Below are 13,525 nucleotides of genomic sequence, written 5' to 3'. Positions count from 1 at the left end.
ACACGACCTCGTCGCGGACCTACCTCGGTGCCACCGGGAACGGTATGTTCAAGATGTGGCTGCACGTACTGGCACTCGTCCGACGGCGCATCGCAGCGCCGCACAGATCCCCCTGCGGCCTGCGCCGGAGCGGTCCCCGCACGAGCCGGCGACCATCGCCGGGCGCATCCCGCTGACCGACCCGAGTCCCCGGGTCGCGGACGGATACCCGGCGAAGGCGTTCGCCGGGGAGGTGGTGCCGTTCCGCGTGGTCGCGTTCCGCGAGGGCCACGACCTCATCGGCGTGCACCTGCGGCTCACCGACCCGAGCGGGGAGGAGTCGCTGCACCGGCTGACGCCGCTCAAGGACGGCACCGACGGCTGGCGCACCGAGGTCGCGCTGGATGCGCAGGGGGTGTGGCGATACCGGTTCGAGGCGTTCTCCGACGATTTCGCGACGTGGGCGCACGCCGCGTCCGTCAAGGCCGAGGCCGCCGTGGACGTGCCGGTGATGTCCGCCCTCGGCGTCGAGCTGCTCACGCGCGCCGGGAAGGAGCGCGACCGGCCCGCCGCCGAGAAGCGGGCGCTGAAGGCCGCCGCCGCGCGGCTGAAGGACGGGGCCGAGGACGCCGCGGAGCTGCACGCCGTCGCCACCGACGAGACGCTGGCCGCGTTCTTCGCCGATCGGCCGCTGACCACCCTGCACTCCGCCGGCGATGAGCTGCGGCTCGTCGTCGAGCGCACCACGGCCGGGGTGGGCGCCTGGTACGAGTTCTTCCCGCGGTCGGAGGGCGCCAAACGGCTGAAGGACGGCTCGATCAAGAGCGGCACCTTCCGCACCGCCGCCAAGCGCCTGCCGGCCGTCGCGGACATGGGCTTCGACGTCGTCTACATCGTGCCGATCCACCCGATCGGCACCACGAACCGGAAGGGCCGCAACAACACCCTCACCGCCGAGCCGGGCGATCCCGGTTCGCCGTACGCGATCGGCGCCCCCGAGGGCGGCCACGACGCGATCCACCCCGACCTCGGCACGCCCGCGGACTTCCGCTCGTTCGTGCGGACGGCGCGCAAGCTCGGCCTCGAGGTCGCGCTCGACCTGGCGCTGCAGGCCTCCCCCGACCACCCGTGGGTGACCGAGCACCCGGAGTGGTTCACCACGCTGCCCGACGGCACGATCGCCTACGCCGAGAACCCGCCGAAGAAGTACCAGGACATCTACCCGCTGAACTTCGACAACGATCCCGAGGGCATCTACGCGGAGATGCTGCGGATCGTCCGGCACTGGGTCGCCCAGGGCGTGAAGATCTTCCGCGTCGACAACCCGCACACCAAGCCGCTGCAGTTCTGGGAGTGGCTGATCGCCGCCGTGAACGCCGAGGACCCCGACGTGATCTTCCTCGCCGAGGCGTTCACCCGGCCGGCCGTGATGCGGGCGCTGGCCCGGGTCGGCTTCCAGCAGAGCTACTCGTACTTCACCTGGCGCAACACCAAGGCGGAGCTGGAGGAGTTCCTCACCTCCGTGGCGCACGAGACCAGCGACTACATGCGCCCGAACCTGTTCGTGAACACCCACGACATCCTCACCGAGTACCTGCAGTTCGGCGGGCGGGCGGCCTATCGCATCCGCGCCTGCATCGCCGCGACGGCGGCGCCGGTGTACGGGGTCTACGCCGGCTACGAGCTCATCGAGAACGTCGCCCGCCCGGGCTCCGAGGAGAACATCGACAACGAGAAGTACGAGTACAAGTTCCGCGACTGGGCAGGCGCCGAGGCGCGGGGCGAGTCGCTCGCTCCCCTGCTGCGCCGTCTGAACGCCATCCGTCGCGAGCATCCCGCTCTGCGGCAGCTGCGCAACATCTCGTTCCACTGGAGCGACGACGACGCGATCCTCGTGTACAGCAAGCATCTGGACGCGGCGTTCACCGGCACCGGGGCATCCGACACGATCATCGTCGTGGCGAACGTCGACCCGCACTCGGTCCGCGAGACGACCGTGCACCTGGACACCCGGGTCTGGGGCGTCGAGCCGGGCGACACGTTCGAGGTCGAGGATCTGCTCACCGGCGCCGTCTGGACGTGGGCGGATCACAACTACGTTCGACTCGACGCATTCGCCGAGCCGGTGCACATCCTGAGGGTGAAGGAGCGATCATGAGCTACATCGAGGACGTCACCGCATCCGAGGACTGGGCGGCGGTCGCCCACGCGTCCCACCACGACCCGCATTCGGTGCTCGGCGCGCATCCGGACACGGATGCCGTGGGCCGCACCACCACGACCATCCGCGCCCGCCGCCCGCTCGCGGCATCCGTCGCGGCGGTCTTCGAGGACGGCACCCGGCTCGACCTCGCGCACACCGCGCACGGCATCTGGGAGGGCCGGCACGACGGTCCCCCGGTGAAGTACCGGATCGCGACCCTGTACGAGGGGCACGAGGAGACGATCGCCGGCGACCCGTACCGGCACCTGACCACCCTGGGCGAGCTGGACCTGCACCTGATCGCCGAGGGACGGCACGAGCGGCTGTGGGAGGTGCTCGGCGCGCACCCGCGGATGCTGGACGGCGAGACCGGCGTCGACTTCGCCGTCTGGGCCCCGAACGCGAAGGCGGTCCGCGTCGTCGGCGACTTCAACGCCTGGAACGGTGAGGGGCACGCGATGCGCTCGATGGGCTCGAGCGGCGTGTGGGAGCTGTTCATCCCGGACGTCGTGGTCGGCGCCCGGTACAAGTACGAGATCCTCACGCCGGACGGGCGCTGGATCCTGAAGGCAGATCCGATGGCGCAGGCGGCGGAGACCCCGCCGGCGACCGCCTCGGTGGTCACGCTCAGCGCCTACCGCTGGAACGACGGCGCCTGGCTCACCCGCCGGGCGGCCACGCACGCGGTGGCGCAGCCGATGTCGGTGTACGAGGTGCACCTCGGGTCCTGGCGCGGGGGTCTGAGCTACCGGGACGCGGCGGACCCGCTGATCGAGCACGTCACCGCCACCGGGTTCACACACGTGGAGTTCATGCCCCTGGCCGAGCATCCGTTCGGCGGCTCGTGGGGCTACCAGGTCACCGGGTACTACGCGCCGACCAGCCGCTTCGGCTCTCCCGACGACCTTCGCTACCTGATCGACCGGCTGCACCAGGCCGGGATCGGCGTGATCATGGACTGGGTGCCCGGGCACTTCCCGAAGGACGACTTCGCCCTGGCCCGCTTCGACGGCCGCCCGCTCTACGAGCACCCCGACCCTCGCCGCGGAGAGCACCAGGACTGGGGCACGCTGATCTTCGACTACGGGCGCAACGAGGTGCGCAACTTCCTCGTCGCGAACGCCCTCTACTGGTTCAGCGAGTTCCACGTGGACGGGCTGCGCGTGGACGCGGTCGCCTCGATGCTGTATCTGGACTACTCGCGCAAGGACGGCGAGTGGGAGCCGAACATCCACGGCGGCCGGGAGAACCTGGAGGCGATCCGGTTCCTGCAGGAGGTCAACGCGACGGCGTACCGGCTGCACACCGGGATCGTGATGATCGCGGAGGAGTCCACCGCCTTCCCCGGGGTCACCGCCCCCACCAACCGGGCCGGGCTCGGTTTCGGGTTCAAATGGAACATGGGGTGGATGAACGACTCGCTCGAGTACATCAAGCGCGACCCGATCCACCGCTCCCACCACGAGGGCGAGATCACCTTCTCGTTCGTGTATGCGTTCGGCGAGAACTACGTCCTGCCGATCAGCCACGACGAGGTCGTGCACGGCAAGGGCAGCCTGATCGCGCGGATGCCCGGCGATCACATGCACAAGCTCGCCAACGTGCGCGCCTACCTCGGCTACATGTGGGGGCACCCGGGTAAGAAGCTGCTGTTCATGGGCCAGGAGTTCGGGCAGATCGCCGAGTGGTCGGTCGACCGGGAGCTGGACTGGTGGCTGCTGGAGCAGCCCCTGCACGCGCAGCTGCAGTCGTTCGTCGGGTCCATGAACGCGATCTACCGCGCGCAGGCCCCGCTGTGGGAGCGGGACAACGACGGCTCCTCGTTCTCGCGGCTGGGCGCGCCCACGTGGGATCCGAGCGTGGTCGCGTTCGAGCGGCGCGACGCGCACGGCGGGCGGCTCGTGGTGGTGGCGAACTTCGCCGGCGCCACGCGCACCGGCTACCGGCTCGCGCTCCCCGCGGAGGGGCTGTGGCAGGAGGTGCTGAACACGGATGCCGCGGAGTACGGCGGTCACGGCGTCGGCAACTACGGCCAGATCGCCGCGCACCCCGAGGCGGAGGACGGTCCGTCGATCGCGTCGGTGACGCTGCCGGCCCTGTCGACCCTGTGGTTCCGCTACCAGCCGGAGCCGCACGTGCCGACCCCGGCGCACGGCTGAGGCGCGGCCGGCTCAGGCGCGGTCGGGCCGCGGCTGGGGCGCGGCGGTCTCAGAAGAGCAGTGAGGCCAGCCGGGTGCGCGCGGCGGTGACCCGCGGGTCAGCGGAGCCGACGAGGTCGAACATCTCCACCAGGCGCTCGCGCACCGGCGTGCGCTCGCCGGCGGGCAGCTCGGCGAACAGGTCGAGCAGACGTGCGAAGGCGTCTTCCACGTGCCCGCCGGCCAGGTCCAGATCGGCGACGGCGAGCTGCGCCTGCACGTCTCGCGGCGCCGCCGCCGCGGCCTCCCGGGTCTTCTGCAGGTCGAGTCCCTGCACCCGGTGGAGCAGCCGCACCTGACCGAGGCCGGCCTTGGCGTCCTCGTCGCGCGGGTTCTCCGCCAGGGCCTTCTCGTACGCGGCGATCGCACGCGCGTAGTCGCCGTCCTCGATCGCCTGGTACGCCTCGGCGTGCAGCGGCGGCAGCGGCGCCTCCTGCGGCTCGGCGGTCCCGCCCTCGCCCGGCGTCACCGAGCCGGTGACGCCGTTCTGCGCGGCGACCTCGAGCAGCCGCGCGAACACCTCGCGCACCTGCTCCTCGGGGACGGCGCCGGTGAACATCGGCACCGGCTGCCCGGCGATGAGGGCAATCACCATCGGGATCGACTGCGCGCGGAACGCCTGGGCGATCTGCGGGTTCGCGTCCACGTCGACCTTCGCGAGCACCACGCGTCCCTGCTGCTCCCGGGTCACCTTCTCGATGATCGGGCTGAGCTGCTTGCAGGGGCCGCACCATTCGGCCCACAGGTCGACGACGACCGGGACGGTGCGCGAGAGCTCCAGCACCTCGCCGAAGGAGGCATCCGTCACGTCGAGGACGACGTCCGAGACCGCGCCGCCCCCGGGCGCCGCCGGCGCCTCGCCGGATGCCGGGGGCTGCGGACGGTTGCGCAGCGACGACAGGTCGACGGCGCCGCGGAGCGCGGCAGGAGAGATATCGCTCACGGGGTTCCCTTCACACTCACTTGATGACGGATACGCCGATGAGGTCCTGGTGCACCGCGAGCAGACGGATCTGCTCGGACGAGCCCTGGGCCGGCACGGCGAAGAACAGCTGCAGCGCGTAGGTCGTGACGACGCCCTTGGCCGACTCGCCGACCCCGGTGAGCGCCTTCGCCTCGGCGTTGTCGCCGAAGCGGATGACGGCGTCCGGCGTCGTGGGGGTGATCGTCTCGGTGTCGGTGACGGAGACGGTGACCACGGCCCCGCTGTCGAGGGTCGCGAGAGACACCGGCTCCTTGTCGGTGGGCGCCATGTCGAAGGCGGCCGAGGACGTCTCGGCGGCCCCGCGGTCGGAGAGCCCCTGGACCACCGCCGCACGGCTCTCCCGGATGGAGGCGGCGAGCTCGTTCGCCGCGCTGTCGAAGGCGGAGCCGAATGCGCTCGCGTCGCCGCTGTCGACGAGGTCGGAGAAGCCGGCGGCCACCTCCCCGGGCGCGAGGGCGAGGAACGGGGACTCGGCGGGAACGCGGGTGGCGCCCAGCCAGGCCGGGGCGACGTCCGGGAACTCCACGGCGGCGGGCATCTCCGCCATGCTCGTGATGCGGTAGTTCGACCACGGGTCCGCCTGGGTCATCGTGAGGATCACCGGCGGCACCGTCTCGTCGGATTCCGAGGCGGCCAGCACCAGGACGGTGCGCGGCCAGGTCTCCGTCGCCTCGGGCAGGACGACACTGAGCTTGTCGCTGGGCAGGCCCGCCGGCGCGGGGCGGTCGGGGATCGCGGCACGGAGGGCGTAGTCGGTGCGGCGCGCGTCGAGCGCGGCGCCGTCGAGGCGGGTCGCGGCGAGGTCGATGTTGCGCTCGGCATCCGCCTGCTCGAGGGTCGAGGCGATCTGCTGCACGATGCGCACCGCCTGACTCTCGGTCACCGCCGGGGGCTTCTGGTTCTCCGGCGCGACCACGCTGGGCGACGGCGACGGGGTCGGCGAGGACTCCCCGAACTGGGGCCACGATTCCGGGGAGCATCCGGTGGCGAGCACGGCGGTCACGACGACGGCGGGCAGGGCGAGCGCGATGCGGCGCCTCCGGTGCGCGGTGCGCGGCGCCGTGCCCTCGTCGGTGCCCTTCGCGCCGGACGTGCCCTGGGCGGCATCCGCGGGGCCGCGATCCGCGCCGGCCTCACCCGCGGCGACCTCGCCGTCCGCTGCCTCACCGGCCTCGACGGCGGCGCGGGCGGGGGCGGGAGCGAGGGCGATCGGCTCGGTCGGGGGCAGCGGGCCCGGGCCCTTCCGGCGCGGACCGCGACCGCGGCGCTGGTGCCGGATGGCGAGGACGTACAGCACGAGGCCCGCGGCGAGCACGACGCACCCCGCCGCGATGAGCGGCCCCGCCCACGGCGTGCGGGTGTCCAGCGGCCACGAGACGAGGATGTCGGTGGGCGCGTCCTCGACGCCGTCGCGGGCGATGAGCACGCTGACCCCCTCGGTCAGCTGCATCTCCGCGACCAGCGCGTCCTCGTCGCTGAACGAGTCCAGCCACAGATCCGATCCGGCGGGGTTCCGCCCCGAGGTCGCGGCCCCGTCCTCCCGCGGCTGCGCGGCGTCGACATGCTCGGTCTTCGGCCGCTGCGTGCGGGTGAGCGAGACATGGTTGTAGGCGGTGTCGGACAGCCACGCGGTCATGTCGGCGGTGCGGCCGTAGGCGACGAAGATCTCGCCCTCGCCGCGGACCAGCAGCGTCTGCAGACCGGGGTTGGCGCGCAGCACCTCGGCGTCGACGAGCACGTACGGCTCGGGGTCCTCGATGCTCAGCTCCATCCGCTCCTGCGATGGCCCCATGAACACCGTGCGCTGGGCGATCCCGGCACCGATGAGAAGCGTGGCCAGCACGAAGGCCAGGACGGCCCATACGAAACGCACGAAATGACTCCTTACGTGACCCCGGACATCCGCCGGAGGTCCCCGCTCGACATTTCAGACTAGCGAAACCACCTGGGCATTGCCCACGAGCAGGCCTTCGGCGACCCGCCGCACGCGTGCGGCGCGTCAGCCGGGGTCGGCGGAACTAGGCTTCTCGGCAGAGGGAGGGCTCATGAAGATCCACAATCCGTTCCGCACAGCACTGGTGGCGACGCTCGGGGTGGGGCTCGGCGTGCTGCTGATCGGCAGCCTGCAGACGCTGTCCACGGTGCTGCTCTACGTCGGGACCGCCCTGTTCCTCAGCCTCGGCCTCGACCCGCTCGTCTCCTCGCTGGAGCGACGCGGTCTGCCGCGCTGGGCCGCGGTGCTGATCACGATCATCGGCGTGCTGGCGATCTTCGCCGGGATCGTGCTGATGGTGGTGCCGATCCTGGTGGAGCAGATCGGCCAGCTGGTGAAGCAGATCACGTCCTTCCTCGAGGGATCCACGATCAGCGATGTGAAGGAGTGGATCCTCTCCGTCTTCCCGGCGCTGCAGGAGAGCTTCGTCGACGACACCTTCACCAACGCGACGAACTGGCTGCTGGGCAACTGGACCCAGATCACCGAGAGCGTCGTGGTCGTCGGCACGACGATCGTGACCGGGCTGTTCGGCGCGTTCATCGTGCTGATCCTTACCATCTACCTCACCGCCTCCACCCCCTCTCTCAAGCGCGCCGTGTACCAGCTCGTCCCCGCGACGAAGCGCCCGCGCTTCATCGACCTCGCCGACCAGATCACCGACTCGGTCGGCTACTACGTGATGGGGCAGGTCACGCTGGGCGTCATCAACGGCGTGCTGAGCGCGATCTTCCTGACCATCATCCAGGCGCCGTTCCCGGCCGTGCTGGCCGTCGTCGCCTTCTTCTTCTCGCTGATCCCGCTCGTCGGCACGCTCACCGGCTCCACGCTGATCGTGCTCACCTGCCTCATCCCGGGTCTAGGCTCGCCGGGCACGGCGATCGCCGCGGCGATCTACTACCTCATCTACATGCAGGTGGAGGCCTACTTCATCAACCCGCGCATCATGAGCCGGGCCGTCGCGGTGCCCGGCGGGGTGGTCGTCGTGGCCGCTCTGGCGGGCGGGTCGCTGCTCGGCCTCCTCGGCGCGCTGATCGCGATCCCGGTCGCCGCGAGCATCCTGATCATCTACCGGCAGGTGCTCATCCCGCGGATGAACGAGCGCTGACCTCGGCCCACGTGATCGCCAGCGGCAGGGCATCCGGGTTCACCGCGGCGACGATCTCGGTGAACACGCGCCGGGTCTGACTCTCCCCCACCCACAGATGCCGGCCGCCGTCCACGGCGATCAGCGTGGCGTGCGGGACGGATGCGAAGCGGCGACGCGCCTCGTCGGGGCGGAGGTAGTCGTCGAGCTCGGGCACCAGGATCACCATCCGCCGGGGGTCGCCCGCCCACGCGGCCACCTCGGCGTCGGTGGCGCGGTGCAGCGGAGGTGAGAGGAGGATGACGCCCTCGACGTCGTGGTCGCGGCCGTACTTCAGCGCCAGCTCGGTCCCGAACGACCAGCCCAGCAGCCACGGCCGGGGAAGGCCGCGGTCGTGCACGAGGTCCATCGCGGCCGCGACGTCGAACTGCTCCGCTGCGCCGCCGTCGAAAGCACCCCCGCTGGTGCCGCGCGGCGAGCTCGTGCCGCGCGTGTTGAACCGCAGCACGGCCAGGTCCGCCTGGGCGGGCAGGCGGGCGGCCGCCTTGCGGATGATGTGCGAGTCCATGCAGCCGCCCGCCGTCGGCAGCGGATGCAGGGTCACCAGCGTCGCCACGGGCGGCCGCTTCAACGGCAGGGCGAGCTCGCCGACGAGCGTCAGATCGTCCGCGGTGACCAGCTCGACGTCCTCGCGCCGGGCGGGGAGCTGGACGGGCCCGCGGATCTCGAAGGTCACCCGATCCGCCAGCAGTGCGTGTGCCAGTGCCGGCGGGCGGCGAGGTCGGCGGCCTCCCCAAGCACGCCGTCGGCACGCCAGGCGACGAGGTGGGCGGTGCCGGCGGTGATCGCGTTCCCGCATCCGGGGCAGACGTAGTCCTTCACGGCCTGCGCACCGGACACCGGCTGCACGCTCCACTCCCGGCCGCGACGCACCTCGGTGCGCTTCCAGCCGGCGATGAGGCGCTCCAGCGCGTCCTCACGCTCCGGCGGTGCGGGGCGGCGTCTGCGTGATCGCGGCATGGCGGCGGGTTACCACCAGTGGTTGTTCGTCCAGAAGGCGTAGGCGCCCGCCCAGCTGCCGTACCGACCGGTGGCGTAGCCGTCGGCCCAGCGGAGGTTGTCCACCGGGTCGTACCCGTTGCCCGGGACCTTGCTGCACGGCAGCGCCTGCACCAGACCGCAGGCGCCCGAGGAGCTGTTGGTCGCGTTCGGGTTCCAGCCGCTCTCCCGCGAGACGATGTAGTCGACGTACGGCCAGTCGGCGGGGGCGATGCCCGCAGCGGCCATCCACTCCTCCTTGGAGCCGCCGCCGGTGTAGAACGGCTTCGCAGGCGCGCTGTCGCCGCCGTCGGACTCCTCCTCGGCGGGCGCGGCGGCCGGCACCGGAGCCGGCTTGGGCGTGACGTACACCTCGAATCCCGCGCGCGCGACCGGGGCGATGTCGGTGCCGCCCACGGACACCGTCAGGTTCTGGGTGTCGGCCGCGGCGAGGGAGAACGCGGTCACCGCGGAGTCCTCGGCGGGCGGTTCGGCGATGGCGATGCCGGTCGGTGCGATCATCGCGGCCGAGAAGCCGACGACCGCCAGGCTCGCGAAGATCGCGGCGATGGGACGCCGCGTTCCGGTCCGGGTGGCCGACGGCCCGGAACGCCGTCCGGCTGAGATCGATTCGTTATCGGAAGTCACGATGGCCAACAGTCTACGCATCCAGCGCTGAATCCTCCATGAGAACTCACCGGACGAGGACGACTCACCGGACGGCGAGCATCACCTCGACGGTCGCGTCCAACAGCGCATCCACCTGCTCCTCGCGGTAGCCTCCGCGCTGCATCCGGAACGCGGCGGTGCGCACCTGGTCGACGGTGAGCGCGTCGCCGTCGCGGAGGAACCCGGCGATGCGGTCGGCGACGTGGTCCACCTCGTCCACGCGGTAGCCGAAGGTGAGGAAGCCGGTGCGGGCGAAGCGGTGCCCGCGGGGACGGCCGAGGTGGTCCAGGATGACCTGCGCCTCCTCGCGGGCGCGCGCCACCCACTGCTCGACGCCCTGCTCGCGCACGGCGCGCTCGCGGGCGCGGGCGGCGAAGGCATCCTCCACCCGGCCCAGGGCCGCGTCGACGTCAGAGATCACGTACCCCTCGCGGACGAGCGGGAAGGAGGCGGTGCGCACGTCCTCGGCGGTGAGCTCGTCCCGGTCGTTCTCGAACGCGCGGCGGGCCGCCTCAAGGAAGGTGTCCACCGCGGCGCGGTGATACCCCTTCTCGCGTCCGGAGGTGAGCGGGAACGCGGGCGGGCGCTCCGGCGTGTCCGAGGCGTCGGGGGCGTCAGTCATCAGGCAACCGTCCAGGGGGCGAACAGGAGGTACAGCGCCAGCGCCGGCACCGTCGAGGGGAGGATGCTGTCCAGCCGGTCGAGCAGACCGCCGTGGCCGGGCAGCCAGGAGCTCATGTCCTTGATCCCGAGGTCCCGCTTCAGCATCGACTCGCCGAGGTCGCCGAGCGTGGCCGAGAGCAGGATCGCGGCGCCGAGGATCAGGCCGGTCCACCAGGGGACGTGGAGCAGGAACATCGCCAGCAGCACCCCGGCCAGCAGGGAGCCGAGCACCGCGCCCGCGAAGCCCTCCCACGTCTTCTTCGGGGAGATCCGCGGCGCCATCGGATGCCGGCCGAAGGCGAGCCCGGCGGCGTAGGCGCAGGTGTCGGCGACGACCGCGACGATGATGAACGAGAGCACCCACCATTCGCCGTTCTCGCGGCTGAGCAGCATCAGCGCGACGGAGGCGAGGAAGGGCACGTAGACCTGGATGAAGCCGCCGACGAGGACGTCGGAGAGCACGTCGCCGTAGGTGCGCCCGTCTTGGGCGATCATCTGCGCCAGCATCCGCCACACGACGACGAAGGCGACGGAGGCGAACAGCACGACCCAGCTGAGCCAGGCGTCGGCGAAGTATCCGCTGAGCACGATGAGCCCGGCGCCGATCAGCTGCGGCACCATGTCGATGTGCCGGCCGGCGCCGCGCAGCGCGCGCCCGAGCTCGTACACACCGAGCAGCGCCGCGGCGAGGGCGATCGGCACGAACAGCCACTTCACGATCAGCAGCGAGGCCAGCAGCACCGCGCCGAATCCGACCCCGATGAGGATCGCGACGAGCAGGTCGCGGCCGGTGCGCTGCTTGATGCGCTCGTTGGCCTGGTCGAAGTGGTCCTTGGCGTGGGAGACGTGGGACTCCAGTTCCTCGCGCGCGGCGTGCCACTGCTCGCGGATGATGCTGCGGTCTCCGGTGCCGAGGCGATGCTCGTGCCGTGCTCCCCGCCCCGGCGCGCCGGCGCGTACCGGGGCGCCCTGGGCGGCGGATCCGGAAGGCGTTCCGGATGCCGGCGGCGGCGCCGGTGCGGGGGGCGGGGGCGCCGGCAGCCGCAGCGGCGGCGGGGGCGCCGGAAGGGAAGGTGCCGCGCTCTCGGCATCGCCCGACGGTGCTCGCGGCGGCAGGGGCGGTCGCGGCGGGATCGCGGAGGCGTCGAACGCGGGGAACACGGCGTCGGAGAGACGCCCCGACGAGCCGGCCTCCTCGGGCGTCCCGTCGCCGACGTCATCCGCTGCGGTCTCGCCCGCGCGCGCCTCACGGCGCGTCAGCGGACGGTCCTCCTCCGCCTCGCCATCGCCTGACATCTGCGCTCAGACCTCGAGGAGCTCGGCCTCTTTGCGCTTGAGCGCGTCGTCGATCAGGTCGACGTGCTGACGCGTGAGGGCGTCCAACTCCTTCTCGCCGCGCGCGATCTCGTCCTCGCCGACCTCGGCCTTGAGTGCGTCGAGCTCGTCCTTGGCCTTGCGACGGATGCCGCGCACGTGCACCTTCGCGTCCTCACCCTTGGAGCGGACGAGCTTGACGTACTCCTTGCGCCGCTCCTGCGTGAGCTCCGGCATGGTCACGCGGATGATGTTGCCGTCGTTGCTCGGGTTGGCGCCGAGGTTCGGCATGTCGCGGATCGCCTGCTCGATCGCCTTCAGTGCCGACTTGTCGTAGGGCGTGACGATGAGCGTGCGCGCCTCGGGGTTCGCGAGCGATGCGAGCTGCGCGAGCGGGGTGGGCGTGCCGTAGTAGTCCACGAGCAGCTTCTGGAACAGCTGCGGGTTCGCGCGTCCGGTGCGGACCGTCGCGAAGTCCTCCTTGGCGGCGTCGACCGCACGTGCCATCCGTGCAGTGGTTTCAGCGAGGACATCCGCGATCACGGGTTCTCCTATCGTCGTGTTCTTCCGGCAATTCTATCGGTCGGGATGCGCGGGACACGCGCCCGGCCGGGTCACGCGGTGACCAGCGTGCCGATCTCCTCGCCCAGCAGCGCGCGGGTGACATTGCCCGCCGGCTCCATGCCGAACACGCGCATGTCCATGTTGTTGTCCATGCACAGGCTGAAGGCGGTGGAGTCGACGACTTTGAGCCCCTTCTGCAGCGCCTCCCGGTAGGTGACGCGCTCGATGCGCTCGGCGGCGGAGTCCTTCTTCGGGTCGGCGGTGTAGACCCCGTCGACGCCGTTCTTCGCGACCAGCACCTCGTTGGCGCGGATCTCCAGGGCGCGCTGCGCGGCCACGGTGTCGGTGGAGAAGTACGGCAGTCCGGCCCCGGCGCCGAAGATCACGACCCGGCCCTTCTCCATGTGCCGTTCGGCGCGCAGCGGGATGTACGGTTCGGCGACCTGGGTCATCGAGATGGCGGACTGCACGCGCGTGGCGGCTCCGGCCTGCTCGAGGAAGTCCTGCAGGGCGAGCGCATTCATCACGGTGCCGAGCATGCCCATGTAGTCGGCGCGTCCGCGGTCCATGCCGCGCTGGCTGAGCTCGGCGCCGCGGAAGAAGTTCCCGCCGCCGACGACGACGGCGATCTCGACGCGGTCCACGGCCGCCGCGATCTCGCGGGCGATCCCGCTGACGACGTCCGGGTTCACACCCAGCTGCCCGGCTCCGAAGGCCTCTCCGGAGAGCTTGAGCAGGACGCGGCGGCGTCCGGTGCGTTCGGTCATGGATGGGTCCTCTCGTCCGGGATTCACGATAGTGGCTGGCTGGGCATGAAGAAGGGGTTCGGACC

General features: G+C 71.4%; 13 protein-coding genes. 4 read left to right on the top strand and 9 right to left on the bottom strand.

The window, feature by feature from the left end; genetic code table 11:
- The first annotated feature begins 55 nt into the window (after positions 1 to 55).
- The gene (locus tag JSY13_RS05735; RefSeq protein ID WP_432806441.1) at positions 56 to 2,137 is read left to right on the top strand and encodes an alpha-1,4-glucan--maltose-1-phosphate maltosyltransferase; all 2,082 of its coding nucleotides are present in this window, start codon (positions 56 to 58) and stop codon (positions 2,135 to 2,137) included.
- The gene (gene glgB, locus JSY13_RS05730; protein ID WP_259608052.1) at positions 2,134 to 4,341 is read left to right on the top strand and encodes a 1,4-alpha-glucan branching protein GlgB; all 2,208 of its coding nucleotides are present in this window, start codon (positions 2,134 to 2,136) and stop codon (positions 4,339 to 4,341) included. The genes JSY13_RS05735 and glgB overlap by 4 nt, the downstream gene beginning before the upstream one ends.
- 49 nt (positions 4,342 to 4,390) lie before the next feature.
- On the opposite strand, the gene JSY13_RS05725 is transcribed toward glgB, so the two are convergent.
- Entirely contained in the window at positions 4,391 to 5,323 is a 933-nt protein-coding gene (locus JSY13_RS05725; protein WP_259608051.1) for a tetratricopeptide repeat protein, read from the bottom strand.
- Between the two features lie 16 nt (positions 5,324 to 5,339).
- Positions 5,340 to 7,238: a DUF8094 domain-containing protein gene (locus JSY13_RS05720; protein ID WP_259608050.1), complete on the bottom strand. Its 1,899-nt coding sequence runs from the start codon at positions 7,236 to 7,238 to the stop codon at positions 5,340 to 5,342.
- Between the two features lie 172 nt (positions 7,239 to 7,410).
- Here JSY13_RS05720 and JSY13_RS05715 point away from each other — a divergent pair, with 172 nt between their 5' ends.
- Entirely contained in the window at positions 7,411 to 8,466 is a 1,056-nt protein-coding gene (locus tag JSY13_RS05715; RefSeq protein ID WP_259608049.1) for an AI-2E family transporter, read from the top strand.
- Here the strand turns inward: JSY13_RS05715 and JSY13_RS05710 are convergent.
- From JSY13_RS05710 to JSY13_RS05700, 3 genes are read right to left on the bottom strand one after another with little or no spacing between them, the layout of a single operon-like run.
- Positions 8,441 to 9,181: an alpha/beta hydrolase gene (locus tag JSY13_RS05710; protein ID WP_259608048.1), complete on the bottom strand. Its 741-nt coding sequence runs from the start codon at positions 9,179 to 9,181 to the stop codon at positions 8,441 to 8,443. The genes JSY13_RS05715 and JSY13_RS05710 overlap by 26 nt on opposite strands.
- Positions 9,178 to 9,465, bottom strand: coding sequence for an Rv1322 family protein (locus JSY13_RS05705; RefSeq protein ID WP_259608047.1), 288 nt, complete (start codon positions 9,463 to 9,465; stop codon positions 9,178 to 9,180). The genes JSY13_RS05710 and JSY13_RS05705 overlap by 4 nt, the downstream gene beginning before the upstream one ends.
- A 9-nt stretch (positions 9,466 to 9,474) precedes the next feature.
- Positions 9,475 to 10,005, bottom strand: coding sequence for an aggregation-promoting factor C-terminal-like domain-containing protein (locus JSY13_RS05700; protein WP_259608046.1), 531 nt, complete (start codon positions 10,003 to 10,005; stop codon positions 9,475 to 9,477).
- Here JSY13_RS05700 and JSY13_RS05695 point away from each other — a divergent pair.
- The gene (locus JSY13_RS05695; protein ID WP_259608045.1) at positions 9,980 to 10,162 is read left to right on the top strand and encodes a hypothetical protein; all 183 of its coding nucleotides are present in this window, start codon (positions 9,980 to 9,982) and stop codon (positions 10,160 to 10,162) included. The genes JSY13_RS05700 and JSY13_RS05695 overlap by 26 nt on opposite strands.
- A 33-nt stretch (positions 10,163 to 10,195) precedes the next feature.
- Here the strand turns inward: JSY13_RS05695 and JSY13_RS05690 are convergent, their stop codons facing one another.
- The 4 genes from JSY13_RS05690 to pyrH all read right to left on the bottom strand — a co-directional run bounded on the left by JSY13_RS05690 (position 10,196) and on the right by pyrH (position 13,460).
- Entirely contained in the window at positions 10,196 to 10,774 is a 579-nt protein-coding gene (locus JSY13_RS05690; protein WP_259608044.1) for a DivIVA domain-containing protein, read from the bottom strand.
- Complete coding sequence (locus tag JSY13_RS05685; RefSeq protein ID WP_259608043.1) at positions 10,774 to 12,111, bottom strand: phosphatidate cytidylyltransferase; 1,338 nt, start codon at positions 12,109 to 12,111, stop codon at positions 10,774 to 10,776. The genes JSY13_RS05690 and JSY13_RS05685 overlap by 1 nt, the downstream gene beginning before the upstream one ends.
- A 6-nt stretch (positions 12,112 to 12,117) precedes the next feature.
- Positions 12,118 to 12,672, bottom strand: a complete 555-nt coding sequence (gene frr / locus JSY13_RS05680; RefSeq protein WP_259608042.1) for a ribosome recycling factor — start codon at positions 12,670 to 12,672, stop codon at positions 12,118 to 12,120.
- Between the two features lie 71 nt (positions 12,673 to 12,743).
- Entirely contained in the window at positions 12,744 to 13,460 is a 717-nt protein-coding gene (pyrH, locus tag JSY13_RS05675) for a UMP kinase (protein WP_259608041.1), read from the bottom strand.
- Between the last annotated feature and the right edge of the window lie 65 nt (positions 13,461 to 13,525).

This window comes from Microbacterium neungamense (assembly GCF_024971095.1).
In the GTDB taxonomy this organism is placed as follows: Bacteria; Actinomycetota; Actinomycetes; order Actinomycetales; family Microbacteriaceae; genus Microbacterium; species Microbacterium neungamense.
Note: the sequence above shows the minus strand (reverse complement) of the source record. Positions and strands in the feature narration are given on the sequence as shown.